Source organism: Methylophaga sp. F-2 (genome assembly GCF_056859315.1).
The window spans coordinates 209,570-234,530 of the sequence record NZ_JBSXOF010000019.1 but is presented as its reverse complement, the minus strand read 5'-3'; the positions used below and the strand labels follow the sequence as shown (position 1 = coordinate 234,530).

Here is a 24,961-nt window from a genome sequence, read left to right as displayed (position 1 = left end):
CTCTCTTCCAAGCCAACACGGTTTCATTGTTCTAGACTCACTCAACAGCATCTGCAGCCAATTTTTTTGCTGCATTTAAATCAGTTTTGCCTGTACCCAGTTTGGGGATCTCCTCTACATAGAGCAGTTTGCTGGGCTGCATTAACGGTGATAATTGTTCACTGATCGCCTGTTTTATCTCAGACTCCGCTTGTTCCTGGGTGTATAGCAACACGACTTTTTCACCTTTTTTATCATCGGCGACCGTGGTGGCTAGTATTTCCACCTCTTCGTTGATATATGACTTTAGTGCTGATTCGATGGCGCCAAGGCTAATCATTTCTCCACCGACCTTAGCGAAACGAGAATAACGATCCACAATCACCAGGAAACCATCTTCATCAAGATGCCCTTTATCACCAGTGTGATACCAACGTACGCCATCCTGCTCAGTAATCACTGCTTCAGTCTTTTCAGGATCATTAAGATAAGCCATCATCACTTGATTACCGCCAATCAGAATTAAACCATCTTCACCCGCTGCTAAATCTTCAAATGTATCAGGATTAACAATTCTGAAACGTGTACCAGGCAGAGGCATGCCGACGGTACCCAACTTACTGCCCACCTGTGTTGTTAGAGTATCAGGCGCCAGCTTATCTGGAATATTCACACTTGCCACGGGTGTAGTTTCCGTTGCACCGTAACCTTCGTAGATGGTTTTATTAAATTTAATTTTAAAGCTGTCACGCACATCTGGATTCAGTTTTTCGGCACCGGAGACAACAATACGTAAAGACTCCAACATTAACGGTTCCACTTTACGGTTACGCACATACATACGAAGAAATGTTGATGTACCACACAGAATCGTGCCACGGAAAGTCGCGATGCCTTTGGCAATATTTCTGACATCGGTTGGGTCCGGGTGACAAATCACTGGTAGTGACTCGACCAGTGGTAATAAGGTGGTCACGGTTAAGCCAAAAGCATGAAACAGCGGCAAAACAGACATAACCACATCATCACGTTCTGTATTAAGAACATCCGCTACCTGTTTGATATTACTGATAACATTTCGGTGCGACAGTAAGACACCTTTCGGCGACCCTTCACTGCCGGATGAAAATAGAATCACCGCAGGATCTTCTGCTTTTACCGCGGTCATATAACGCGCTTTGATAACTTCCAGCGGCATTAAACGGACAAAAATCATCATGCTGATGAAGTCACGCTTTTTAATATTCTGACGTAAATCTTCCATATAGAGCAGATTTTTCGCCTTATCTATAAGGCTCGCATCAAACCCTTTATTGCTGAGTTTTTCCACAAATTTTCTGGAAGTAATAATCGTGTTGATATCAGCTTTTTGGATGGCTGCAACCAACGCCTCAGCTGAGGCGGTAAAGTTGAGATTGACCAGCGTTTTTCCCTTCAACAAACAGGCAATATTGGCAATAATCCCTGCACTGGAGCTTGGCATTAAAATGCCGATATTTTGATGGCAGTCAGCAGGAATCTGTTTAGAAAATAAAATCGACGCACTTAACATTCTGTGACCACTCATCGTAGAGCCTATGATGTCTGCGGCGGCCATTTCACTGCCCTGACGTTTTAAACCTTTGATAATGGCTTCAGGTAATGGCTCCAAGGTTTCGGTATAACTTGTCCAGGCATCTACTGAGAGCTGCAAAACAGCTTGTTTCACCGCAACCCGATCTGAATTAATGGCGAGTGGTTCGCCAAAAGCCACAATTAAATCTGAAAAAGACTGTTTACTGCGCAGTGTTTTTAAACGATCACTTGAGCGGGAAAAACGACTTCCCCATAAACCACGCAGATAAAAAGGCACAATCACCGCATTGGCATCCGCTGCAGCGACTTCAAAGCCACGCTGAAACTCGCCCAAATGACCATTACGACTGATCGCACCTTCCGGGAATAAACACACGACTTCACCGTTATTTAAACTTTCCCGTACCGCATCAAGTGCTTGTTTACTACCCCCTGTACCAACAGGAATAATATTAAAGAACTCGAAGATAAAACGCAGATACCAGCGTTCATATATTGATTTTGCCATGACAAAGCGAAGCGGACGTGGGCTTGCCATTTGTACAATCGCCCAGTCGATCCAGCTGATATGATTCCCCAGCATCAATACACCACCACTGGCGGGAATACGTTCCATATTGAGTACTGTCAGACGGTAACGTAATGAAAACACCAATGAGACAACAAGACGAGCCAGTGACTGAGGTAACTGCGTGATAGTGTAGACAGCACCAATTAGAGCCACCGCCAACAAAATGGCAAAAATGCCCAGACTGTTCATACCCGCATAAGCGGCCAGCATCGTCAGGATCAGAAATGACAACATGGCAATGTTTTGAACAAAGTTATTCCCTGCAAGGATACGGCCCATCTGACCCGCTTTGGCATGATATTGAATCAAAGCATTCAGTGGCACCAGATAAAGTCCACCAAATACCCCGAGTAAAAAGAAGTTAATAGCCTGTAAAAATGGCGTGATAGCAAAGCTGACAAAAGCGACTGTTAATGCAACGCCCATTGCGCCCACTGGAATAAGCCCGGTTTCAATATAATTTGATGAGACTTTGCCGGCCATAAATGCCCCAATCACAATCCCGATACCGGCAAAAGCCATGGTACCTTGAATGATAACGGTGTTATCGATGCCAGCAATATCTTTAGCAAAAGCCGGAAAGGTAGCCAGCATAACCTGACATAAAGACCAGAACACAGCCAGACCAATCACCGATCGAAAGATCACCTGGTTACTGGACAACTCTTTCATAATAGTAATGGCGGAGCGACCACTAAGATAAGCTTTAGTATCGAATTCATGCTCTTTTCTGATGCTAGATTTTTGCTCGAGCTTTAATGTCGCGAACCACTCGATTGTGGATAAAAGCACTAAAATCCAACCCAGCGATGCAATCAACGGCAAAATATCCTCAGGCTGACGATAATAATGATTGCTCAATAAAGACTCGAAGCCAAAACTAAATGCCAGTGTCCCCAGCAAAATTGCTGTTGTCGTCACCGCCTGAATCACACCATTGCCTGAGGCAAGCTGTTTTACACCGACCAGTTCTTTTATATAGCCATACTTGGCTGGAGAATAAATCGCACTTTGAATCGACAATGCCAGTGTCATTAAAAAGGCAGCCCAGAACCAACCTAAATAATAAAAAATCGTAATCAAAATGGTGGCAACGACGGCGGATAAGGCGCTGTATTGCATCACTTTATTTTTAGGATATTTATCAGAAAGAAACGATGATGGTGTCATCATCAGTATAAACGGTAACAGAATTAAGGCATTGACCAGTGCAGACAGCATAATTTGCACATCACCGTCATAGGTTTTAAAAATAGTGTTTTGTATCAGTATTTTATGCCCAAGATCGACAAAGGCATTCAAAAAAGCAATCAAACTGAATAACAAGAATCCCTTGATAGCAAATAGCGCTCGCATGCATAGTCCTTTTGGTGAATCATCAATGACAGGCAACACGATACAACAGCCATTTACTATTAGGGAAGTGCAGCAGTTAGATCCTGCCACTAGATAAACGATAGTTAGCTGAGAGAGTATCGTTTATCACTTTGTTGAAAAACTGATTGAAAAAACGTAAAGCGGCAGAGAAAAAATGACCGAACTCAAGACCTTTGTTTATCGTGATAAACGCCATATCTTTTTGTTATTAATTAGCTGTTTTGCTGTCTGGGGCGTGGCTGCCCGCTGGTTAAAGTGTTCAGCAAAGTCTATGTCATGAGTCAGGAGAACCGGCTTTGGTGTTGTTTGCGTATCATGGCACCTACTTTTGTCTCGCCTTCCCCACTGGCTGTATTTTAATTGTCGCCACCTATGGTTATTTTGATCTTAAAAGTCCGCGTAAATAAAACAAACCAACTGCGTTGCTAATACTAAATTAACCATTTTCATAGCGACCGTTAAAACTGACAAAATTAGTTTTTACAGGCCGATGGAATAGCATTAAACTTGTCGCGCTTGTCTGAACGATGGCTGAAATGTTCAAAGCAGAAGTAGTAAGGTCCCACATCTCGATTTGTCTATTAGCAAATTCCAATTTTGGCATCACTTCTGTGATAACAATGCTGTCTCACAGCGATCATATTTTGTGGCTATGTGATCGGGAACAAATTGCCTGACTTTAGCTCTACACACCATTGATTCAGTCAATATTTAAGTACTGTTCTCACAGTAGCGCTAATGCGTTTGCTCTGAAAACAGATCTTAAAATTTAAAAATTTGGAGCAACCCATGAACGCTTGGTATTTCCTCTGCTTTTTATCGGCGGTGTCGGTATTTATTGCTTTTGCTAATCAATATCTACTGAGGTTGCAAACGACTATTGCTATCACCACTGGCTCAGTAGCCATGTCACTTCTGTTGATGGCATTAATTAAATTTGGTGGTAATGATCTGGCTGCATCCATCAGCGAAGCGTTTCAGGGATTAAACTTTAACCTTTTGTTATTAAAAGGGATGTTAGGCTTTCTTCTGTTTGCTGGCGCATTGGAAATTGACTTACATCTGCTTCGTCAGCAACGCTGGGAAATCACCATCATGGCGTTGTTCTCCACCCTACTTTCTACCGTATTGATTGGCTATGCCAGTTTCTGGGTATTAGGTCTTTTGGGCTGGAACCTGCCATTAATTTATTGCATGTTATTCGGCGCATTAATCAGCCCGACGGATCCGATAGCCGTACTCGCGATTATCAAAAAGATGAACGCACCTGAAAAAATATCTGTGCAGGTAGAAGGTGAATCGCTGTTTAACGACGGTGTCGGTCTGGTCGTTTTTACCACTATCTTTGCTTTAGCGTTCTCAGGTGCTGAACCTACCTTTTCTGGGGTAGCAGAGCTGTTTTTGGTGGATGCGGTTGGCGGTATCGTATTTGGCGCTGTGCTGGCCTTTGTAGCTCACTGGTGTATCTGTCGTAGTAATGATTCCAGTATTGAACTGCTAATTACTTTATGTATTCCAAGTGCAGGTTATGCATTAGCCAATGTGATTGATGTCTCAGGACCTCTAGCCATGGTGGTGAGTGGTATTGTTATCGGCAATATCACCCGTACCGTCGGTTTCTCGGAACATAGTCAGTTTACCTTGTCACACTTCTGGCACACGGTAGATGCATTCCTAAATGCGCTTCTTTTTCTGTTAATCGGCCTGATGTTAGTAATTCTGCCAGTTAGCTGGACAGAAATCGGCCTGGGACTGGTGATGATTCCTTTGGTTCTTCTGGCCCGTTTTGCTAGCGTCGCTGTTCCTTATATTGGTTTTAAACGCTTCAGAACCTACGACGCACACGCTATTAAAATCCTGACTTGGGGAGGCTTGCGTGGCGGTCTGGCACTGGCCATGGCAGCCTCTATTCCAAAAGAAGTTTTATTTGTAAATGGTGTCGATTACCACACCCTATTATTGATGATGACCTATGTTGTGGTGATTTTCTCAATCGTTGTTCAGGGTTCAACCATTGCACCACTGATTAAACGTAGTATTGAAGCTCAGAAATCAGCATAGAGAAATAAACGGCATGGCTAACATGTCATGTCGTTTTTTCTGACTGCAGCCATCTCATTTTTTCTGACACCATGCTTTCATATAATCAATAAATGCCCGGGCTTTGCTCGATAAATACATAGTGGGCAAATACATCGCATAGATATTTGCCCCCGGCGTTTCATACTCTTCCAGCACCGCTTCTAACTGTCCTGATGCGATAGCTTTATCGACGGTATAGGACGTCAACATAATGACCCCCATGCCACCAATAGCGGCTTCCAACATCGCATCGGTGTTATTGACATTAAACCGCCCTTTGACCTCAACCGTTTCTATTTCCGTGTTTTTTTCAAAAATCCAATGGTTATAAGTCGGATTGGGGGTATAAACAATGGCTTGATGCGCTGCCAAATCTGCCGGTACCTTTGGTTTGCCAAACTTCTGCCAATACGCGGGTGATGCACAAACAACGCGATGTGTTGTGCTAAGGAGTTTAGCCACATACAGTGGTGGGGGCTCTCGAGTTAAACGAATAGCAATATCGTAACCTTCATCGGCCAAATCAACCGTTCTGTCACTAACATCCATTTCAACAGACACTTCAGGATATTCATCAAGAAAACCTGGAATCGCTTCAGCCACCTGATGTGATCCAAAGGTAACCGGTGCTGTAATGCGTAATAAACCACGGGGTGTATCGTTTAAATACGTCACTGCCGCCTCAGCTTCATGGGCTACCGATATTACTTTACGGCAATGGTGATAAAAAATACGGCCTTCTTCAGTCAGGCTTAAGCGACGTGTTGATCGGAATAACAGTCTTGCTCCGAGTTCTTTTTCCAATGCTGTAATTCTTTTGCTTACTACAGGTGTTGAAATACCTAGTTGTTTTGCTGCAGCAGTAAATCCACCTGCATCAATTACAGCGCCAAAGATCACCATATCATCCAGCGATTGCATAATCATTCCCAAATATTCAGAAACAATAATTTTCTAAAAACAGCAATTATAGATTTATAGGAAAAAGTTACAATAACTCCACTATAAAAAAGGATCGTGTGATGGATACAAAAAATATGAGCTGGGGGATTGTGATGCTGCTTGCTGCCACACTTTCATGGGGTGGAATGTTTCCTATCGCTAAGCCTGCTTTAGAGATTATTGATCCCTACTACATCACGCTGATTCGTTATGGAATTGCTGCTGTGCTTTTTGTCGTCATCTTATGGTGTGTTGAAGGCAAACAAGCATTTCGGCTTCATAACAGATTATTACCATTACTTTTTCTCGGTACATTAGGGTTTGCAGGATTCAATCTGCTGGCGTTTAGCGGACTCACACACTCTAAACCAGAACATGGCGCCGTCATTATTGCCATGATGCCGATGATAACGGTTTTACTTAGCTGGTTTCTAAAAGGCCATAAACCCCATACCTTTACCTTAGTGACAATTATGGCTGCATTTCTTGGTGTGTTTTTAGTGATAACAAGTGGTCACCCACAACAAGCCTTTGCTGGGGGTAAGTTGGAATGGGATTTGTTATTCCTGAGCGGTGCTATCTGCTGGGTCGCTTATACGATGGGAGCAGAACGCTTCCCAGACTGGTCTCCACTTCGTTACACCACCATTACCTGTGTATTGGGTGCCATTGCCATCGGTATCATCACGTTTGTACTCACCATAAATCATGATATTCATACACCCACCCTGGCAACACTTGGTGAGCTTCATTGGACCATCGCTTATTTGGTCATTATGGGGGCATTAATTGCCGTCTTAAGCTGGAATGCGGGCATTAAATTACTCGGTCCCGTAAATGGTGTTTTATTTATTAATTTTGTCCCTATTACCGCATTTACCATTGGGGTAATCAATGGTCGCTCATTTAGTCATGCAGAAATACTTGGAGCAGCCATCGTGATAACGGCATTAATTTCAAACAATCTGTTTTTACGCTACAGGCAACAAATGACACTTGTTAAGAGTTAGCCATATCGAGTTAGCATCTCCTGTTGAGAAGACTGTTTGAGCAGATCCATGAAGTGTTTAAAAAATGGTTGAAAATCAGAAAATATGGCTTTGTTTTTGTTTTCAGCCATCGCATCACTGAGTAACTTCAAGCCCAGTGCAAATGACGCCGCAGACTCTGTAGTAAAGTCTCCCCGCTTTTGCAGGCATTCAGCCATCATCAATAACTCATCCTGACTATCGATATGAAATGACAGCGGTGAGGCAACATAGATATTTGTTTCTTGATTCGTCACAGATTGTAATGTGACCCTCATCGGCTTTTTCATTAGCAATGACTCCTCTTGGCAAAAATGGATAACGACGAGCCAGTTACAGTCAGCATGGAAGGCGTCTCATCGTTGCCAAAGAGTATTACTGATATAAAGTTAAAGCTGAGTTAATGAGCGTGTAAAACTATGCAAAGATATGACAATGAAATTCAACCCAATAGCATACGCAGCTACCGGGTTGAATTATTAAACTTATTTTGCTTCTTTTTTAAGGCGTTCCGCTTCAGCTTTAATCATCGCCTCTAACTCACCGATATGAGCTTGTACTCGTTTAGCACCGATTTCACCGCCTTGGCGCATCAGCTGAGGCATCAATTTAATCGCTTTTTGCCCTGTTTTACTGCCATAAAAATCACGGATATCTTTTAACTCTTGTGCGGTAAACGCGTCGGCATAAATTCGAATAATGTCAGGCTTTAAGCTTTCATAACTCATATACTTTTTGAAAAACGTCAACATCACCGAACGAAATGGCGCCAATGATGGGTTATTGTTAATTTGCACATCCAGCATCTGTTCCATTGACTGCTCTAATGCTGACTTCATGCCGACCGCTTCCATCAGTTCAGCCGCTTCTTTTTCTGATGCCGTATCAGCGAGGGTTATCTGACTGGCAGCTAACAGTAATGCCAGAGCAAAAAATTGAATAAATTTCATTTCATCTCCATAGGGTATTAAAAATAAATGTTGGTCTAATCAAATAAGGTAGGTCGAGCAGGATTACACACAAACTCCCAAGCATGATGAATATCAGTGGCAATCACTCTCCCTTTGGATAAGGGTGGCAAATCATCAATCGAAAAATAGCCCACATCATCCGTTTCCATCCCAGCTTTTATTTCTTGCTCCGGCAGCGCTTCACATAAGAAAAAAAGCTTGTAAAAATCACGGATATCCGGTGTATATTCACCTTTAGCTTTATGTCTGACTGCATATAAATGTGACGCTTTGACAATAATTCCGGCCTCTTCAAACACTTCTTTTTCGGTATTCTCAGCTGCCGATAGACCTAAATCAGCATAACCACCGGGTAAACTCCACAAACCGTCAATCTTTTCTTTCACTAGTAATACACGTTTATCTTTGAATACGACGCCTCTAACATCAATTTTTGGTGTAATGTAACCGCCATCATCGACATCAGGGCGAAATAAATTTTCAATCGCGGTTAAGGGTGTATTAGCTAATGAAGCCAACAGTTGCTGAGCTAGTGTTGAAATATCCTGATAGCGTTCAAGATCATATTCGTTATGACTAAATTCACGTCCTGTCTCTGCAATAGCATGTATGCGCTTTACCGCTTGCAGCCAAATGTTTTCCATTTTTTCTTCCTCGCATCATAAGAGTTTAACGTCGATACGACTCATTTCTTTTTAGCCACCAGAAGGTATACCAAAAACAAATACGCTAAAACACATTATCGAAATCAACGCAAAAAAACGACTTTGCCAGGTCTGTTTTTGCTGATGCGCAACAATAGAAGCCACCAGACTTTGCAGAAAATAAAATAATGCAAACGCACGAGAAGCATAAGCAATGATTTCATTCACATTGGTTGCCCAGGTAAGCATGATGGTGACAACCATAATAATCAGATAAACATATCGAATAGATAGCTTGTGCTGCACAATATCCTGTACCAAACCACCGGCACCTGAGGTATCGGCAACCGCGGCGCTGAACTGACTACCCACAGCAGCAATAGAAATTAATATTGGCAAAACCACAGCAACAGGTAGCATGATGTTAGTGATAGCTGTCACATCGGCATCCAGTCCGGAGTGGAATAGCACGGTCGACAGACTGATAAACAACACATAAATCACGGCAGAGATAATTTGAGCCCTACGCATGGTTTGAATTCTTTCATCTGCTGAATGCTCATCTTGCAAATAACGTGAAGTTTCGAAGCCCTGAACCACGATCAATAAGCCCAGTAATACCCGAAAGTCATGCAGATTTATCTCTGAGGACATCTCAGCAAATCGCCACTCGCCGCCCAGAAGTAAATGTATGTTGTATGCACATAATGCAAACAGAAGCCCGACAATCATTCCCAGATTTAGACTCACAGCATAGGTTTCGATTTTCTCCAACTCGCCTAACCCACGCCACATGCCAATACCGCCAATAAGTACTAACAGAGCCGTGGTAATGATATTGGCATAAACATCACCACTCACACCAACAGCATTAAGCACAAAAGCCGCGAGCAACTGCAGATAGTAGGTCACAGAAATGAAATATGCCCCAGACAGTACAATTCTCGACATAAATGCGATGTTCTGTGCGGTTCCCTGCTGATGTTCTATCGGTTCAAAGTGACGAATATTAAAACGAATAGCATGTCCAACGGCATAGGCTATAAGCAATAATGCCACCATACATAAGACAGCATAGTTGCCTACCGTATTTGCCAGTAGTGGTGCGCTAATAAGGAAACCACTCCCCATGATGGATGCCAGCGGCGTGACTGTTGCTTTCCATGATGAGGACTGTTTTAAGCGTTTAGAAAAAGCCAGATAAGCTGCTACAGCTGAGGCAATAACAATAATGACAGTATTCAAAACTACTGAAGACTGCATTTATGGGCGTTCAGCAAACTGAGGGACGTCATCACAAATTTGATGCCAAGATGCTTTTGAACTCACAAAGATATGGGCTTGTGGTTTGATATTGACTGCCGTATCGAGTGTGCCTAAACGTAATCGGATAATTTCAGGCATGGTGCTACGTTTGCTATAAAGCTGTGAACCACAGTGCTGACAAAACACCCGGAAAACACCCGGTGAAGATTCATATTCGGCAATCGCCTTCTCGCCAGTGTTAAGATGAAATTTATTGCTGTCTACAGCCGCATTAATCGCATAAGCAGAGCCACTGGCTTTTCGACAATTTTCGCAATGACAGATCATCGTGGGTCCAAGTTCACTATCAATCTCATACTGAACAGACTGACACAAACAACTGCCTTTCAACATACCTACCTCATAACAAATGTGAATAATGGCAACTCTAATTTAGTGTTAACCATGAATGAATGTGGTCATTCTTAAGAAAGCTTACACGATCATCCCCTTTTTCTGAATGTGCGATTTTCAATAATTCTTAATTGGTATGGATATATTTCGTATTTCATCACTCCAACACACAATCCTTCTTACTTTTTGGTTTCAAAAGGAGATATGTATGATGAGATTGATTGTCACCTTATGTGTGACTGTTTTGTTTATGCCTCTGGTACAAGCGGATGTCGCAGAAACAAAGTTAGAGAACGAGGCATTACAGATAGATCATCAAACCTTCAGGCATGAAGTGGTTCGTTATGTGCGTAGCATAGCCATGGAAAATGAAGATAATTCAACCAAAACAGCACTCACTCAATTAGAAAAAGAATGGAATAACCATTATCAGCAAACGCATTGGCGTGTTCACATTGTCAGTTATCACGAAGGTAACGTGTTTGGTGAAGGAGATGCATCGGGAGCCTCACTGACAGAAACACTCCATCAAGCCACACAAGCATCGTTAGCCGATACGGTTATCACGTCTAAAACCGATCTGAATGACTATTATTTCAAAGTGAGTTTCGACTATCACCCAGATCACGTTTATGCCATGGTAAATAATGAAGACGACGCTTATGAAGTTCAGGGTGATCGCGTCATCGTTCGTCATGTTGATAGAGAAGGTATTGAGAATCAAATAAAGCAAAGTAAAGCGTATTTATTACGTGCAATCAATAATGACTATTCCGGTATATTCAAGTTTTATGACGCCGAGCATGATACATCTGAGAAACTGCTGAGAACGACTTACTCAGCGACAACGTTGAATACCTTAATACGTCTAAATCAACACCAGAAAGATATCGAATTGCAATCCTACTTTGAAGGCATGGCACAGTTTCTACTCGACAGACAGTTAACATCAGGCCCCAATGCAGGCGGATTTGATTATGGTGTCGATCCTGAAACTAATGAAGAAACATGTCGTATTGTTGTTGGTACCACATCTAAAACGATCTTCACCCTGTTGTTGCTCCACAATCTGACACCTGATGAAGAGAAATACCTTCAATCCGTGCAATCGGCTGGCAATTGGCTACTAAAGATGATCAATGATGACGGCACTGTTACACCGGTTGCTCAATGTGAAGATGATAAATGGAGCTATAACAACAAACAGTCCATTCTTTATTCCGGTCAGGTGGTATCTGCCCTCTCTCGTCTCTACGCCATCACTAAGGACCAACGGTATTTAGAGGGTGCCAAACAAGTGGCCAGCCAGTTAATTCGTGAGGTCGGCCTGCATGGCGCACTGGTCGGTGATGAATATCGTCCGGCTAATTCCATATCATCCAGTTGGATAATGATGGCTTTAATCGATCTGGCTAAAGTTGATCCCACGCCCGTTTACATAAAAACTATTTTACAAATTGGCGACGTACTATTACAGCGACAGATCAACCAGCCTGACGATGCCTATAATCATGGTCGCTACCTCGATGCCATGACAACCAGCGGTAATGGCTGGATCAATGAAGTCATGGGAGAAATGGTACCTTTCTGTGAACAACAGAAATTAGGTGACTGTGATCAGTATCGTGATGCTATGCGTAAAACCAGTCGCTGGTTATTACAAAACACCTATAACGAAAAAAATACCTACAATATTACTAATCCCAAACAGGCTATAGGTGGTTTTATCAATAACTTCAGTAGCCAGAAAGTAAGAACGGATGCCGTTTGCCATGGCTTAAACGGCTTATTAGGTATGTTGGACAATGAGCCTGATGATAAAGATGTTTTTATCGATTTACCTGAACGTCCACTAACAGAACTGTTACCGTTATTACGCGCTGGTGAATATAATTAATGGGCCAATAGCTGAGCAGATCAATCAAATACTGGCCGCCTTTATATAACAATCCCATTGTGTCACACATAAAAAAAAGCAGATGTTAAACATCTGCTTTTTTATTGTTAAGGATTATGTAAATCCCGTTCATTTTGCGGTGGCGGAGTCCATTGATAAATCCAGGTTTCCGTTAGAGGCTGACCTCCGGCTTCAAGGTAAACCCGCAGATTGATGGGATCTGTACTGTTATCAGGTGGCACCACATCAAACATCGCCCGGTACCCATCAATCGCATGCTGAGGCCGAGCTGAGGTAATTTCCACTTTGCCCGCAGAAGTCGTAATAACGGGTTTCACTTGGGCATCATCAGCTAACATTGGCAAACTGCCACCGGCAAAATCGATGACAAACCGTTTACTGTAATACTGGCGGTGTTGACCTATTACGCCACCAATGCCGGTAAACGTATCTACCACTTTGGCACGTTCAGGTTCAACTGGCGGCACACCACCCCAATACATTTTATAGCTATAAAGTAATTCCTCACCTGGTTTCACAGGTTTGTCAGGGTTCCAGAAAGCCACAATATTATCGAAGGTTTCATCCAGGGTCGGGATCTCAACTAACTGCACTGAACCTTTCCCCCAATTGCCTTCCGGTTCAATCCATAGACTGGGTCTGCGGTCATAAAACACCCCATCATCCTGATAGTGATCAAATTTGCGATCACGTTGCATCAGGCCAAATCCTTTTGGATTATTGTCGGCGTAGGCATTAAATCTCAGATTACGAGGATTTGTCAGCGGACGCCAAATCCACTCGCCATTGCCCATATGAATTGATAAGCCATCGGAGTCATGAATTTCAGGTCGCCAGTCCCAGTCTGTGCGTTTATCGTTCTCACCGATCATGTACATACTGGTTAAGGGTGCGATACCTAAACGTTCAATTGCTTTACGCGGATACAGTGCTGCATCCACTTTCACTTTCAGTCGGTCACCTGGTTGAATATCAAAACGATAGGCCCCAGTCACACTTTCAGAATCCAGAAGTGCGTAGACAGTGGTGATATCACTGCCCGGCTTTGGCTGCTCCAACCAGAAATGGGTAAACATCGGAAATTCTTCAGGTCGAGGCATCGCCGTATCCACAGCCAGTCCACGTGCAGATAAACCGTACTGCATTTCTTTACCCACGGCACGGAAGTAGCTGGCCCCCAGGAAAGCAATCACGTCACGTTTCCAGTCAGTATGGAATTGCATTCTAAATCCGGCGTAACCTAAGTCCTCAGGTAATTTCTTACCATCAATCCCCGTTTTACCGTAATCAAACATATTAGATGAGTACTCAATCGGCGTTGTTTTGCCATCTTTTAGCTCTGAGATATGAACTGGGGTATCAAAATACAGACCTAAATGAAAAAGCTCCGCACGAAACTCACTATCATCATTTCGCCAAAGTGCCTTATCTTTTTTAAACTGTAATTGCTGATAATCATCCCAGCTCATACCTTTAATGCTTTTGGGTAACTCGCCTTTGTGGCTGATATAGGCTTTTTCAGATAATGCTCTGGCATAGCCTTTTAACCAGGCATAGCTGAATTTCTCACCTGCCGGTGGCGACACAGGATCAGTAATGGCATAACTGAGCTGACTGGTGGCCAGGCCGATAGCGAATGCACAACCAATAGCAATATGCCTTAGCAAGCTAGATGATGTACTGACATGACTCAAACTAGGTTTATCATTTTTCTTAAGGATTAGGTTCAATTCCATAAACTCACTCTGATTAAAATACTTGCTGACAAACATGCAAATTGATTGCTGTCGACTATTTTTACCGGGCCGAAGGCTCTATATAGTTAGATAATTCAATAAGGTTGCCATCTGGATCATAAAGATAAACAGATTCAATAGCGCCCTGAGCACCTGTCCTCATCGCCGGACCATCAATAATTTTTACCTGTTTATGATTAAGTTCAGCAATAACACTGGTTAAGGGTGTTTCTACGATGAAACATAAGTCAGCACTTCCAGTCCTGACATATTGTGCTTTGGGTTCGAACTCTTTACCACGCTCATGCAGATTAATTTTTTGACTACCAAATAATAACGCAACACGATTCTCTGCAAAGACGATTTTTTCCATTCCTAAAATATGACAATAGAAATCAACCGTGTCGTTAACCGAGTTAACCGTTAAAACAAGGTGGTCCAGTGACTTAATATGCATAACTGGTATCCATAAAAATGGCCTCACATAATCAAATACTATTTATTATGTGAGGCCAATAGTTCTAATGAACGCTTTTATGCGGCGTTAAGCGTATATTCTAACTCGATATCGGCATTAAATAACTTACTCACAGGGCAACCTAATTTAGTTTCATGAGCTATACGATCAAATTCTTTTTCATCGATACCTTTCACCTTCGCGGTAAGAGATAATTTTGATCGGCTAATACGAAAGCCATCACCGTCTTCATTGAGAAAGATAGATACGTCGGTTTTTAAATCACCGTCTTTGTAGCCTTCTCCTTCCAATGCAAAAGAGAGCGCCATGGTAAAGCAGGCCGCATGGGCTGCTGCAAGGAGTTCTTCAGGATTGGTGCCTTTGCCACCCTCAAATCGACTAGTAAAACCATAAGGATGATCCTTGAGTGCCGGCGTTTCAGTGCTGACGCTGGCTTCTCCTTTTTTGCCGAGGCTTTTATAGATGGCCGAACCAGTCTTCACAATACTCATACTGTCTCCTTTTTGAGTTCAAAAAATAAGGATTAACCTTAACGATATTCAAACGACTTCACATTGTCTTAATTGAATATCTGTATTAGTTGACAGTCATACTGCTGTGAATAGTTCCTGAAGTTACTTTCTTTCAATCTGACAATTATTTCGACCCTGCCCTTTGGCTTCATACAAAGCTTTATCGGCACGGGTAAAAACATCCTCAATGGTGTCGCCTTTTTCAAAGGTCGCTAAACCGGCGGATGTTGTTATCGGAACAGAGATACCATTATGTTGGAATTGCGTGTTTTCGATTGTCTGACGAATTTTATTCGCCATCTCCAACCCTTGCTCTAAATTAATTTCAGGAAACAAACCAACAAATTCTTCTCCCCCAAAGCGCGCAATAAAATCCGCCTGGCGTGTGGAGTCTTTAAAAATGCGAGCGATGGTTTTTAACACGACATCCCCTGCACTGTGGCCAAACTTGTCATTTACCGCTTTAAAGTAGTCAACATCCCACACCACCATGGTTAGGGGTTTTTGGTAGCGAGCCCAGCGGCTGTATTCCGTCTGCAACACTTCAGTTAAAGCCTGACGGTTCCATATTCCGGTTAAGGGATCTTTCATTGCCAACGCACGGGCTTTACTGGTAGCCAGTCGTAGTTCGTTAGCTTCAGACTCCATTTCATGCAGACGCTGTGTTAACGCTTCAATCTGCTTTTGAGACTCAGCAAAGCGGGTATTATCGGCTTGCTGATAATTAGTAATCTGCTCATTGAGGTGATCCAGACGTTGACTAAGCACAGACTTTATTTCGACAAAATCCGCCGCACCTTCCATATCCGTCCTTAACTCAACCATGGTCTGCTCAACATCTCCGGCCAATTTGTGCCTTTGTTCAAAAGCAGAGAGGTCTTGCTTAACCACTTCATACAGATATTTATCCAGCGAGGTAATTTTCTTTGTTAAGTCTCGCAGAAATTTTTCATATTCTTTTTTTTCTGCCATGGCAGATGAGCTGAGCTCACTGACCAGATCCGCAATAGAAGATATGGTTTCAGGCACATCTTCCGTTTTGAGGCCATCATGTATTTTTAATCTTAATTGCGATGCTTTTGAACTCAACTCTGTCGGTAGTGATAGCCTCTCCAGTAATACGGTCAGTAAGATCTGTGGAGTAAAGTCATCTTTTCGTGATTCATGAATAAAATCTGGCTTATCGTCATCATTGCTTTCCTGCTCTGATAAGTCAGTCTCTACAACAGTGTAAGAGGACTTTGTCTGTTTCAGCGGTAAAAACTGTGAAAAAAAACCATTTCGGTCTTTTGCTTTTTTTGCTGAAAAACTTTCTTCGATTAGATGGGCGATTTCATCAAGAATCTCTGATAGTTGTTTATCAGAACTTTTTTCAGCACGTTTGCGGAGTTTATCAAACTGCTTTTTTTGCGTTTTCGGCCAACTGACTTTATCGATCAACGCTATAAGCAGTTGAGCAATATCCGATTTAGATGCTTTTTTGGCATCCATCGCCGTGATTGCAGATTCTATCTCCGCAAGAATTTTCTCCACCTCCGTTTTATCGGTGACAGAGGTACGAAGATTTTTTCTAAGTGCATCAAGGTGCGGATCAAGACAACCATCGATGCCATTGGCAGCCAATGCTAAACGGGAAAGACCACGTTCCAATAACTGTTCATATAACTTTTGCTGCTCAAGTTCATGGCTAAGTTCGATGAATTGCTCACGCCACTTTTCCGCTGTCTTGGGACTAGACTTATCACGCATCAAAAAGACCTTTACCTAATTCGTAGGCTATTTGCCCATACTAATCACAGCTTAACTTGTACACAAGCATAATAATATTACTTTATGTTCTGGCTTTGTTTAGAACAGTGGCTAGATATATGACAACCAAGGTATTGATCATCAATAACAGTGAACTTAATAAAGTAACTTTTTGGTAGAGTTCGTAAAGCTCAAAAGGTAAATATACAACACTGCTGACTAAAGCCAGCCACTCCGTCCAGCGATACTGATGCCATAAACCATAAGCTTCAACAAAGCGGATAAAACTATAAAGCAACGCTGCGATTGTCACTATAATCAATTTCGTATTGTTAATATCCGCCAGTGCCTGTAACAGATGACCCGGATAATAACTGGCTGGGTTAAGATGAAGATGATTAATAAGCTTTTCAGCCAATTGCTGAAGATTTTGGCCCATTAACTCATGTAGTCCGAGGCTTATCAATAAGGCTATCGTCCCCTTTGATGCCTCCATTATCGCTATTAAACGTAAGCCAGCTGGTGACCTATTCATTCATTTTCCTTTCATTGATTTAGGCTTTTTACTTGCTTAGACTAACTACTCACCGCAATGAGTAATGTCACTTGTCATCAATATTAAAACTTCTCTTTCTTACAGTTTCAGTTTTTGTGATGGTTCTACCCTGTTCTGCTGACCAGGTAGAACAACTCACAGGGAAAAATGTGCTTGTTTTATTCAAACAAAATGACTCTCTGTCGAAAAAGATTGCTGATTATTATCTCCAAAAGCGTGCTGTACCGAAGTCACAACTTGTCGGCATAAAACTAAGCACAGCAAACAATAGCACGATAAGTCCCAGCCAATTCGCTGATATTCAACAACAAATTAAACCGTATTTAACTGACCAGATAAAAGTGTTATTGCTGACCTGGCATGCTCCGTATCGTGTTGGCTGTATGTCTATCACCAGTGCATTTAGCTTAGGCTTTGACGAAAAATATTGCAGTCACAATAAAAGCCACATATCAGGTTGCCATATGACAGCTAACAGTCCTTTTTTTAATGCAAAGTCTCATCAACTGTGGCAAAGCGATACCATTCGATTGACTATGATGTTGAGTGGCCGTCGATTTGACGAAGTTAAAGAACTGATCGATAGAGGGGTGAAAGCTGACAATAGCCAGCCACATGGAGATGCCTATTTAGTTCGAACTCAGGATGTTCAACGAAGCACGCGCTGGCGGATGTTCAAGAAACTTGCTGATATCTGGCCAGAACAAAACGGGTTACAAATTCATTATGTTGATGATCATCTTCGATCACAGGGCACCAGTATTAAGAATAAAAACAATATTTTGTTTTATCTGACCGGCTACACACAGGTACCTGATATCAAAAGCAATCATTATCTCCCGGGCGCTATTGCTGATCATCTTACTTCTACCGGCGGCGCAGGCATTAGCAGTCAAGGTCAGATGAAAGCCTTTCGCTGGCTTGAGGCAGGAGCGACAGGGAGCTATGGCACCGTTATTGAACCTTGCAACTATCCACAAAAATTTCCTAATGCACAAATTCTCATCTCAAGCTATGTTGGTGGTGATAGCTTAATAGAAGCCTATTGGAAATCCGTACAGCAACCTGGAGAAGGCCTTTTTATCGGTGAACCTCTTGCCTGTCCGTGGTGTCATTAAACTCACAGTCAATAATTAATAAGGACAAGAGGTTTTCAAAATCCATTTGATAGCCTAGAATTCAACTCATGAACTCACAAACAACCTTTGCTTCAAATCAAATCCGGCAATATCTGCCTCTGGTAGATAGCGTTGTTATGTTTTGGTGGTTTGCTTATGGCTATTTTTTTAGCCAGAAGCCGGCTCACCTATAGTACTTAATTAATAGTTCAAGGTAGTCCGGCATTCGCTGACTACCATAAGAACCCCGAATGGTCAGTCAGTCCACCGGGGTTTTTTTATATGTAGAGAGTATTTGCTATGCCTATTCTGACTCAGTCCGGTCTCCACTGTTTAAGGAGCCACATCTCATGACCTCAACCATTCAGCGTCAACAACATCAGTTAGCTTCAGATGAGTTGAAATTGCCTACCCCCAGGCAACTCAGAGACACTTTGCCATTAAGCACTCAGTTATCATCACAAATCCAGCAACAACGGATGCAGATCGTTAGGCTATTAAATGGTCATGATAATCGCTTCATGGTTATTGTTGGTCCATGCTCGATTGATGATGAAGCGGCTGCTTTAGATTATGGAAAACGACTGGCAAAACTTGCCAGGCAAGTGGATGATAAGTTGCTGATTGTGATGCGAGCTTACGTGGAAAAGCCACGAACAACCCATGGTTGGAAGGGACTTGCCTACGATTCGTTAAGAGACGGTCGTGGCAACATGGCTTTAGGTTTACACCGTTCAAGACAGGTATTACTGCAATTGTCAGCGTTAGGCTTACCACTGGCTAGCGAAGCACTGCATCCTCTGGTGATGAGTTACCTGGATGACCTTATCAGCTGGGCAGCAATAGGTGCACGTACATCAGAGTCTCAACCCCATCGTGAACTAGTTAGTCATCTGCCCTGCCCGGTAGGTATCAAAAACAGCACCGATGGCCGGATAAGCAGTGCGATCAATGCCATGCATGCTTCATCGCGCGGACACCATACACTTGGTATCGATGATGACGGACAAATCAGTATTATTAATACCCGAGGCAACCCTGACACCCACCTTATCTTGCGTGGAGGACAAGGGCTGACAAATTATGACGCTGACTCAATACATCATGCGCTTAGTCAACTGTCAGCCAATGACTGTCACGAAAAAGTACTGATTGACTGTAGCCATGACAACTCACTAAAACAATATGAACGCCAAATGGAAATAGCCCACCATGTGGTTGATCAACATCTTGCTGGTAACAGCGGCATATTAGGGCTAATGCTGGAAAGCTATATTGAAGCGGGTAAACAAAATGATTCAGATCAACCTATATATGGTCAATCTATCACCGATGCCTGCCTGGGCTGGAACGACACCGAAGCCTTGTTAACAGCGCTGTATCAGAAATTACGTAAACACGATGTCTAGCAAAAATGGTGGTGGTAACTTACTGCTTTAAATCAACGAGAAGCAAGTTACCATCATCCCCTACCCTGAACTCACCAAACTCGGCGTTTTCGTATTCTGATGCTTTGCCTTCCTGGAAAAAAAAGGCATTGGTAGCAAACTTAACCATGCTGTGTCTAACCCGAAAAAATAAACGCAACTCGTTTCCCGCTAAGGCGTCACCTTGGTCAATTCTGACAAACTCAGCCTGATTTTGCTGGTTGAGTTTCACCACCACATACCCCTCTTGCGGTTCTAATTTATACGGCGTTTGCGAGTCAGCGTTTTGATGAAGAAGTGCTGAGCGAATCTGATTGGCTATCTCAAATTGCAGCGCCATATAATCCCCTTGCATCAATGAGCGAGGATCCACCGGAGCTAATTTCAATAAAACGGTTTTACCCTGTGCTAAAACCTGCTCCTGTTTATAAATTGACCAATTCACAGCAAGCAATATCAGCAACAACCCCAGTACAGCGACTATCTTAGTCGGCTTCATGTTTACCTCCAAACAGTTTAGGTAAACACCAATATAAGCCGATTAAAACGATACCCAACACCAATAAACTGATGGATTTCATTAATAGCGTCGTATTCAAAACGTAATAATAATGGCTAATACAAAACAGCAAAAAAACAATACCTGAACCTATTAACAGACGATGCCCACTGGCAAACCCCAATACCATAATCATCACGGCAATATACAAACCAGCGATATTAAACGCCACCGTAGCAAATATAAGCGCCAATAGAAGAATATAAACAGAAGATGAATGTGTTAAAGACTGATGCTGTTTAATTAACATCACCGTAACGTACAGAATAACAGCGGCTGCTATCACCGAAGTCCAGGAAAAACGGATGTACTGCTCAAGCAGATGCTCATCCATCAACAACGTCATTCCAGAATCAAATATCTGCGTAGTTTGAATTACGAACAAGGCCAGGATAGAGCCATACCCCATCGCTGTAATATGTCCATGCCAGCGCACAGAAACAAACTCATGTAACCAACACCAGGCGCACAACAGCATAACAACAGGAATAGCAAGCGAATAAAGACCCAACTCTGTCATCACTCCTGCCAGGCAGATACAGACAAAAAAAGCAGAAATAACCCGATGCACAAAGTGCGGCATTAATATCACTAGCCCAATGTTTAAACACAATGCAGCCAGCCAGCTTGTCAGGTATGTCGTGCTTTGCCACTGAATAACGGCAAAAATAAACAGTGCCTGACCTGCCAGACTCATCGCTAAACCTAAATGCTCAACAAAATCAGAATGCTGTTTTAAAAGTAAGTGGTAAGCTAAAAAGATCATCCCACTACCCAGAATAATATCTGCAACGACTGACTCTAATAGTTGGTTAAACATTAAGCCAAGAAAAGACAATATAAAGAGCGATGCTAACCAGCCGGCAATCGCCAATAAGGTTTTAATGTACCAAGGTGTGCTGGGAGTCAATCCCTGAGGTTTCTCCCCAGTTACCAGCTCAGCTTGTTTCAGGGTATTCCAAACAATGCTGTGTTGATTCATGATTCAATCTCCTTGTGAACCTGTTTCAACCAGTAGGTCGCGCCGGATCCCATTGCAATAATAAGGACTGACAAAAACAGCAGAGCCCCTTCCTCACCGGTCTCCATAATTTGCATCGCCAACCGGGTTATCACCACAACAATCAACGATAAGCAGCCACCCGCCAACATAAATAAATCAGTAGAGCGTCGACGATATACCCACATAAACAGGCATATCCAAACTAACCAGGTAATAGATGGGGAAAACGCATTTTCAGATTCTTCCACAATGGCATAAATCACTAGTGTGGTGATTGCCCAGCCACTTATCACCGCAAGTATTCGCTGTGGCCACCGCTCTGTGAGTGCGACCATTTTCTGGCTGAACATCTCCCAAATAATTAATGCCAGTGTATTGAACCAAAACAGACACCAGAACAGACTGTTGTTTGAATCAGAGAACAGGCCGAATACTGAATGAAAAATATCAAAATAGAGTACGAGTGACAGATTCAACAGTGACAACCAAAATAACCACAATGTAGAAAACTGAGAAATGACAACCCAAGGTGTGATGAATAAAGCCCAGTAAAAGAATAACTGCCAGGCATCAGCTCCGGTTTGATATGTTTGCCCGAAAAAAGCCATTAATGCGCCGACCAGCAAGCTGGCAACCAGTAACGCTAAGCGGCCTGCTAATCCTTTTTGTGCCAATCGCCAATACAAAATAACGGAGAAAACAATGCTGCTTTCCAATAAGGTAAATTTGCTAAGACGGCTCATATCCGCCCAGTTATAGGCAATAAAAAAGATGACTGAAAATGCAATGGCACAACTACCAAAGCAAAGTAATAACATTTGAAAAATCTTTAACCAACCGTCTTTGTCTGGTTTTAACCCTAATAATGTCAATACAGCAGGCATTTTCTGGCTAGAAATCGCCCCCGCCTCAAACAAAGCAATAACTGATGATCGTTTTTGGATAGTCAATTTCTCTTCCTTGTTTAATGAACTTAATTTCAGTCGTTATATAAAATTGATGATTTAGCCTCTCGGATAAGAGCTGAATACGCATTTTTCACCGGAAAAGGTTTTAAATAGACAAAGGCACTGATGGCAGTCAATCACCCCTTTTTGTTCAATTTATACAAGACTGTTTAAAAACCATCAATTCTGGTCAATCATCCGCGTAACCTAACCAACAACTCACTCTCAGTTCTCATTAATTGTCGTTGTATTAGTATTGTCACCGTAATTACTGTTGTTGGCCGCCTTTATGGCAACATTGTTTGAGAATAAAAATACTGTCAGTCATTATCGATATCAGTTTAATTATTAGTGCCGTTCTTTTCATTATTTTGTGGCAGTTTTACTTATCTAATCATTATTAACCGCTAAGCTAAACTCAGCCTAACTCATATGCAATATCCTTCGTCCTTATTTACACTGGATGTCATTGTCACAAGGCAACCTGTTGAAAAAGAGAATATGACTTACCACTTTCATACCTTTATGGCATGATAGCGCTCAGAACAGTTTATGTTCCTCGCCTATTTTTATTTCCCTTTTTTATCTATCGCAAGTGTTCGCAGCATAGCTACATCTTGCAATTGAGAGGTTATTAAATGAATGTGTCACAACCGAATATTATTGTTTCAGCACTGGACTTAAGCCGCTTAGAACAGATTCTGGATACTTTACCGTCCAATGAAGTAGAACGAACAAGCTATCTTGAAGCTGAACTTGAACGTGCAGATATCGTTGAACCAACTGCGATTCCACCCAATGTGGTTACGATGAATTCAACGGTCAGATTTTCAGTTTCATCATCAAATCAAACATTTTGTCTGACCTTGGTTTATCCAAAAGATATGACAGACGATGGCAAAACCATTTCCATTCTGGCACCTGCCGGTAGCGCCATGCTAGGCCTGGTGGAAGGTGATGAAATTGATTGGCCTGGACGTGATGGCAAAACCATTCAGGTTCGTGTTGATGAAATTCTGTATCAACCGGAACGTGCTGGCGAATACCATCGCTAAAAAGAAGATGGCTCAGGATAGTTTTACCCTGAGCCAGTCTATTAACTCAATAAGCCGAGTTTCTTTATAATCAGATTCGATACTTGCCTGCTGGATGGTAAAAAGCTATGCATCACGGGTATCTGAATTTGCTCTGTCATCCAGTCAGCACTGACCTCCGACAAAGACACCACCCCATCATTTAACTCACTCTTAAATGGGCTGTTTTTTCCGTTTATGCCTTTAACGCCAACAATAGCCGTTGTTGGGCAATGACTAGCAGGAATCGCCTGCATCCGTTCACTCGTTGCCAATAGTTTACCGCAGTCTTTTGTTAACAAACGAAAAAGCCAATAGCGTTGAAAGAACATAGCTAATCGTGATGTTCGAACTGGCGAACCCAGTAAAAATAAACGTTCTGGCATACGAACCTTGTCATCCATATTGGCCAATGCCGATCGAATTAACACGCCACCAAGTGAATGACCAATCAGCACATATTCACCTTGATTAGCTATATCCCGGATTCGTTTTGCCAGTCTAAACTGAATCACTTCAGACGATTGTGACGACACGAAATAGCTAAATGTCGATGTTTTAATGCCCTGTTTTCTTAGCTGTCTAAGCAGCGGCCAGGCTGACAAAGGAGATCGGCCCATACCATGTACAAATAATACTTGTATCATCAGTGGGTCGCCTCAAAACGACTTATTATTAGATCGCTAATGACAATGATAAGGGCTCTCCCCTTCTAATTCCTTGCCTGTATCTAGGTCGATAATTCTTAGCGTCGCCCCTGGATAAGAATGGCACACAGAGTTACGTAAGGTATAAATTCCAGAACCACTGGCAGTAAGGATTAAATTTTCATTAAGCTGATTACCCTCTGTATCAAACACAAAAGCTTGATAATCGCCTGATAAGGTCACACACGCTGGCAAAAAAATCACAGCTAGCACCAAGATGATATTTTTCATTTTTATCTTCCTTAATTTTTTCACTTGCCCTCTTCCCTGGGGCATAGGCATTAAATCATGTCACTAACATAAATTAAATAAGGATTTAAAACACTGATGTATAAGCAGCATATTGCTAA

At 42.3% G+C, this 24,961-nt stretch carries 24 protein-coding genes; 7 read left to right on the top strand and 17 right to left on the bottom strand.

Annotation, left to right across the window (positions count from 1 at the left end):
• Positions 1-37: 37 nt before the first annotated feature.
• Entirely contained in the window at positions 38-3,481 is a 3,444-nt protein-coding gene (locus tag AC13DA_RS10420; protein WP_284451225.1) for an acyl-[ACP]--phospholipid O-acyltransferase, read from the bottom strand.
• Between the two features lie 175 nt (positions 3,482-3,656).
• Between AC13DA_RS10420 and AC13DA_RS10415 the strand changes: the two genes are divergently transcribed.
• Together AC13DA_RS10415 and AC13DA_RS10410 are read left to right on the top strand one after the other, a co-directional pair.
• Positions 3,657-3,782: a hypothetical protein gene (locus AC13DA_RS10415; RefSeq protein WP_007144983.1), complete on the top strand. Its 126-nt coding sequence runs from the start codon at positions 3,657-3,659 to the stop codon at positions 3,780-3,782.
• A 509-nt stretch (positions 3,783-4,291) separates the two neighbouring features.
• Positions 4,292-5,563, top strand: a complete 1,272-nt coding sequence (locus tag AC13DA_RS10410) for a cation:proton antiporter (protein WP_007144980.1) — start codon at positions 4,292-4,294, stop codon at positions 5,561-5,563.
• 54 nt (positions 5,564-5,617) lie between these two features.
• On the opposite strand, the gene AC13DA_RS10405 is transcribed toward AC13DA_RS10410, so the two are convergent.
• The gene (locus AC13DA_RS10405; RefSeq protein ID WP_007144979.1) at positions 5,618-6,505 is read right to left on the bottom strand and encodes a LysR family transcriptional regulator; all 888 of its coding nucleotides are present in this window, start codon (positions 6,503-6,505) and stop codon (positions 5,618-5,620) included.
• Between the two features lie 101 nt (positions 6,506-6,606).
• Between AC13DA_RS10405 and AC13DA_RS10400 the strand changes: the two genes are divergently transcribed.
• On the top strand, positions 6,607-7,536 hold the full coding sequence (locus AC13DA_RS10400; protein ID WP_284451226.1) for a DMT family transporter: 930 nt from the start codon (positions 6,607-6,609) through the stop codon (positions 7,534-7,536).
• Here AC13DA_RS10400 and AC13DA_RS10395 read toward each other — a convergent pair.
• The 5 genes from AC13DA_RS10395 to AC13DA_RS10375 all read right to left on the bottom strand — a co-directional run bounded on the left by AC13DA_RS10395 (position 7,533) and on the right by AC13DA_RS10375 (position 10,828).
• The gene (locus AC13DA_RS10395) at positions 7,533-7,844 is read right to left on the bottom strand and encodes a DUF3861 family protein (protein WP_284451227.1); all 312 of its coding nucleotides are present in this window, start codon (positions 7,842-7,844) and stop codon (positions 7,533-7,535) included. The genes AC13DA_RS10400 and AC13DA_RS10395 overlap by 4 nt on opposite strands.
• A gap of 195 nt (positions 7,845-8,039) precedes the next feature.
• On the bottom strand, positions 8,040-8,504 hold the full coding sequence (locus AC13DA_RS10390) for a DUF2059 domain-containing protein (protein WP_007144976.1): 465 nt from the start codon (positions 8,502-8,504) through the stop codon (positions 8,040-8,042).
• Positions 8,505-8,539: 35 nt separating this feature from the next.
• Positions 8,540-9,169 carry an NUDIX hydrolase gene (locus tag AC13DA_RS10385; RefSeq protein WP_007144975.1) on the bottom strand — a complete coding sequence of 210 codons (630 nt, stop codon included), beginning with the start codon at positions 9,167-9,169 and terminating at the stop codon, positions 8,540-8,542.
• Positions 9,170-9,220: 51 nt separating this feature from the next.
• Positions 9,221-10,432 (bottom strand): hypothetical protein, encoded by a 1,212-nt coding sequence (locus AC13DA_RS10380; RefSeq protein ID WP_284451228.1) that lies wholly within the window; start codon positions 10,430-10,432, stop codon positions 9,221-9,223.
• Positions 10,433-10,828: a GFA family protein gene (locus AC13DA_RS10375; protein ID WP_284451229.1), complete on the bottom strand. Its 396-nt coding sequence runs from the start codon at positions 10,826-10,828 to the stop codon at positions 10,433-10,435.
• Between the two features lie 208 nt (positions 10,829-11,036).
• Between AC13DA_RS10375 and AC13DA_RS10370 the strand changes: the two genes are divergently transcribed.
• A complete protein-coding gene (locus tag AC13DA_RS10370) occupies positions 11,037-12,725 on the top strand; it encodes a glycoside hydrolase family protein (protein ID WP_284451230.1) in 1,689 nt (562 codons plus the stop codon).
• Between the two features lie 107 nt (positions 12,726-12,832).
• Here the strand turns inward: AC13DA_RS10370 and AC13DA_RS10365 are convergent, their stop codons facing one another.
• From AC13DA_RS10365 to AC13DA_RS10345, 5 genes are all read right to left on the bottom strand, one after another.
• Positions 12,833-14,482 carry an OpgD/OpgG family glucan biosynthesis protein gene (locus AC13DA_RS10365; RefSeq protein WP_284451231.1) on the bottom strand — a complete coding sequence of 550 codons (1,650 nt, stop codon included), beginning with the start codon at positions 14,480-14,482 and terminating at the stop codon, positions 12,833-12,835.
• Between the two features lie 61 nt (positions 14,483-14,543).
• Positions 14,544-14,939, bottom strand: a complete 396-nt coding sequence (locus tag AC13DA_RS10360; protein ID WP_284451232.1) for a VOC family protein — start codon at positions 14,937-14,939, stop codon at positions 14,544-14,546.
• Between the two features lie 77 nt (positions 14,940-15,016).
• Positions 15,017-15,451, bottom strand: coding sequence for an OsmC family peroxiredoxin (locus AC13DA_RS10355; RefSeq protein ID WP_284451233.1), 435 nt, complete (start codon positions 15,449-15,451; stop codon positions 15,017-15,019).
• Between the two features lie 123 nt (positions 15,452-15,574).
• The gene (locus tag AC13DA_RS10350; protein ID WP_284451234.1) at positions 15,575-17,221 is read right to left on the bottom strand and encodes a GGDEF domain-containing protein; all 1,647 of its coding nucleotides are present in this window, start codon (positions 17,219-17,221) and stop codon (positions 15,575-15,577) included.
• An 82-nt stretch (positions 17,222-17,303) separates the two neighbouring features.
• Positions 17,304-17,756 (bottom strand): DUF2127 domain-containing protein, encoded by a 453-nt coding sequence (locus AC13DA_RS10345; RefSeq protein ID WP_284451235.1) that lies wholly within the window; start codon positions 17,754-17,756, stop codon positions 17,304-17,306.
• Positions 17,757-17,875: 119 nt separating this feature from the next.
• On the opposite strand from AC13DA_RS10345, the gene AC13DA_RS10340 reads away from it, so the two are divergent.
• Together AC13DA_RS10340 and AC13DA_RS10335 are read left to right on the top strand one after the other, a co-directional pair.
• The gene (locus AC13DA_RS10340; RefSeq protein ID WP_284451236.1) at positions 17,876-18,895 is read left to right on the top strand and encodes a TIGR03790 family protein; all 1,020 of its coding nucleotides are present in this window, start codon (positions 17,876-17,878) and stop codon (positions 18,893-18,895) included.
• A gap of 350 nt (positions 18,896-19,245) precedes the next feature.
• Positions 19,246-20,304 (top strand): 3-deoxy-7-phosphoheptulonate synthase, encoded by a 1,059-nt coding sequence (locus AC13DA_RS10335; protein WP_284451237.1) that lies wholly within the window; start codon positions 19,246-19,248, stop codon positions 20,302-20,304.
• Positions 20,305-20,323: 19 nt separating this feature from the next.
• Here AC13DA_RS10335 and AC13DA_RS10330 read toward each other — a convergent pair whose 3' ends face one another.
• From AC13DA_RS10330 to AC13DA_RS10320, 3 genes are read right to left on the bottom strand one after another with little or no spacing between them, the layout of a single operon-like run.
• Positions 20,324-20,821, bottom strand: coding sequence for a GDYXXLXY domain-containing protein (locus AC13DA_RS10330; protein WP_284451238.1), 498 nt, complete (start codon positions 20,819-20,821; stop codon positions 20,324-20,326).
• Positions 20,808-21,863: a DUF4401 domain-containing protein gene (locus AC13DA_RS10325; protein ID WP_284451239.1), complete on the bottom strand. Its 1,056-nt coding sequence runs from the start codon at positions 21,861-21,863 to the stop codon at positions 20,808-20,810. Before AC13DA_RS10325 ends, AC13DA_RS10330 begins: the two co-directional genes overlap by 14 nt.
• Entirely contained in the window at positions 21,860-22,834 is a 975-nt protein-coding gene (locus AC13DA_RS10320) for a DUF2157 domain-containing protein (protein ID WP_284451240.1), read from the bottom strand. Before AC13DA_RS10320 ends, AC13DA_RS10325 begins: the two co-directional genes overlap by 4 nt.
• A 635-nt stretch (positions 22,835-23,469) precedes the next feature.
• Between AC13DA_RS10320 and rnk the strand changes: the two genes are divergently transcribed.
• Positions 23,470-23,886, top strand: a complete 417-nt coding sequence (rnk, locus tag AC13DA_RS10315) for a nucleoside diphosphate kinase regulator (RefSeq protein ID WP_284451241.1) — start codon at positions 23,470-23,472, stop codon at positions 23,884-23,886.
• A 41-nt stretch (positions 23,887-23,927) separates the two neighbouring features.
• Here the strand turns inward: rnk and AC13DA_RS10310 are convergent, their stop codons facing one another.
• On the bottom strand, positions 23,928-24,551 hold the full coding sequence (locus AC13DA_RS10310) for an esterase/lipase family protein (protein WP_284451242.1): 624 nt from the start codon (positions 24,549-24,551) through the stop codon (positions 23,928-23,930).
• Between the two features lie 36 nt (positions 24,552-24,587).
• Positions 24,588-24,842: a hypothetical protein gene (locus AC13DA_RS10305; protein WP_284451243.1), complete on the bottom strand. Its 255-nt coding sequence runs from the start codon at positions 24,840-24,842 to the stop codon at positions 24,588-24,590.
• Between the last annotated feature and the right edge of the window lie 119 nt (positions 24,843-24,961).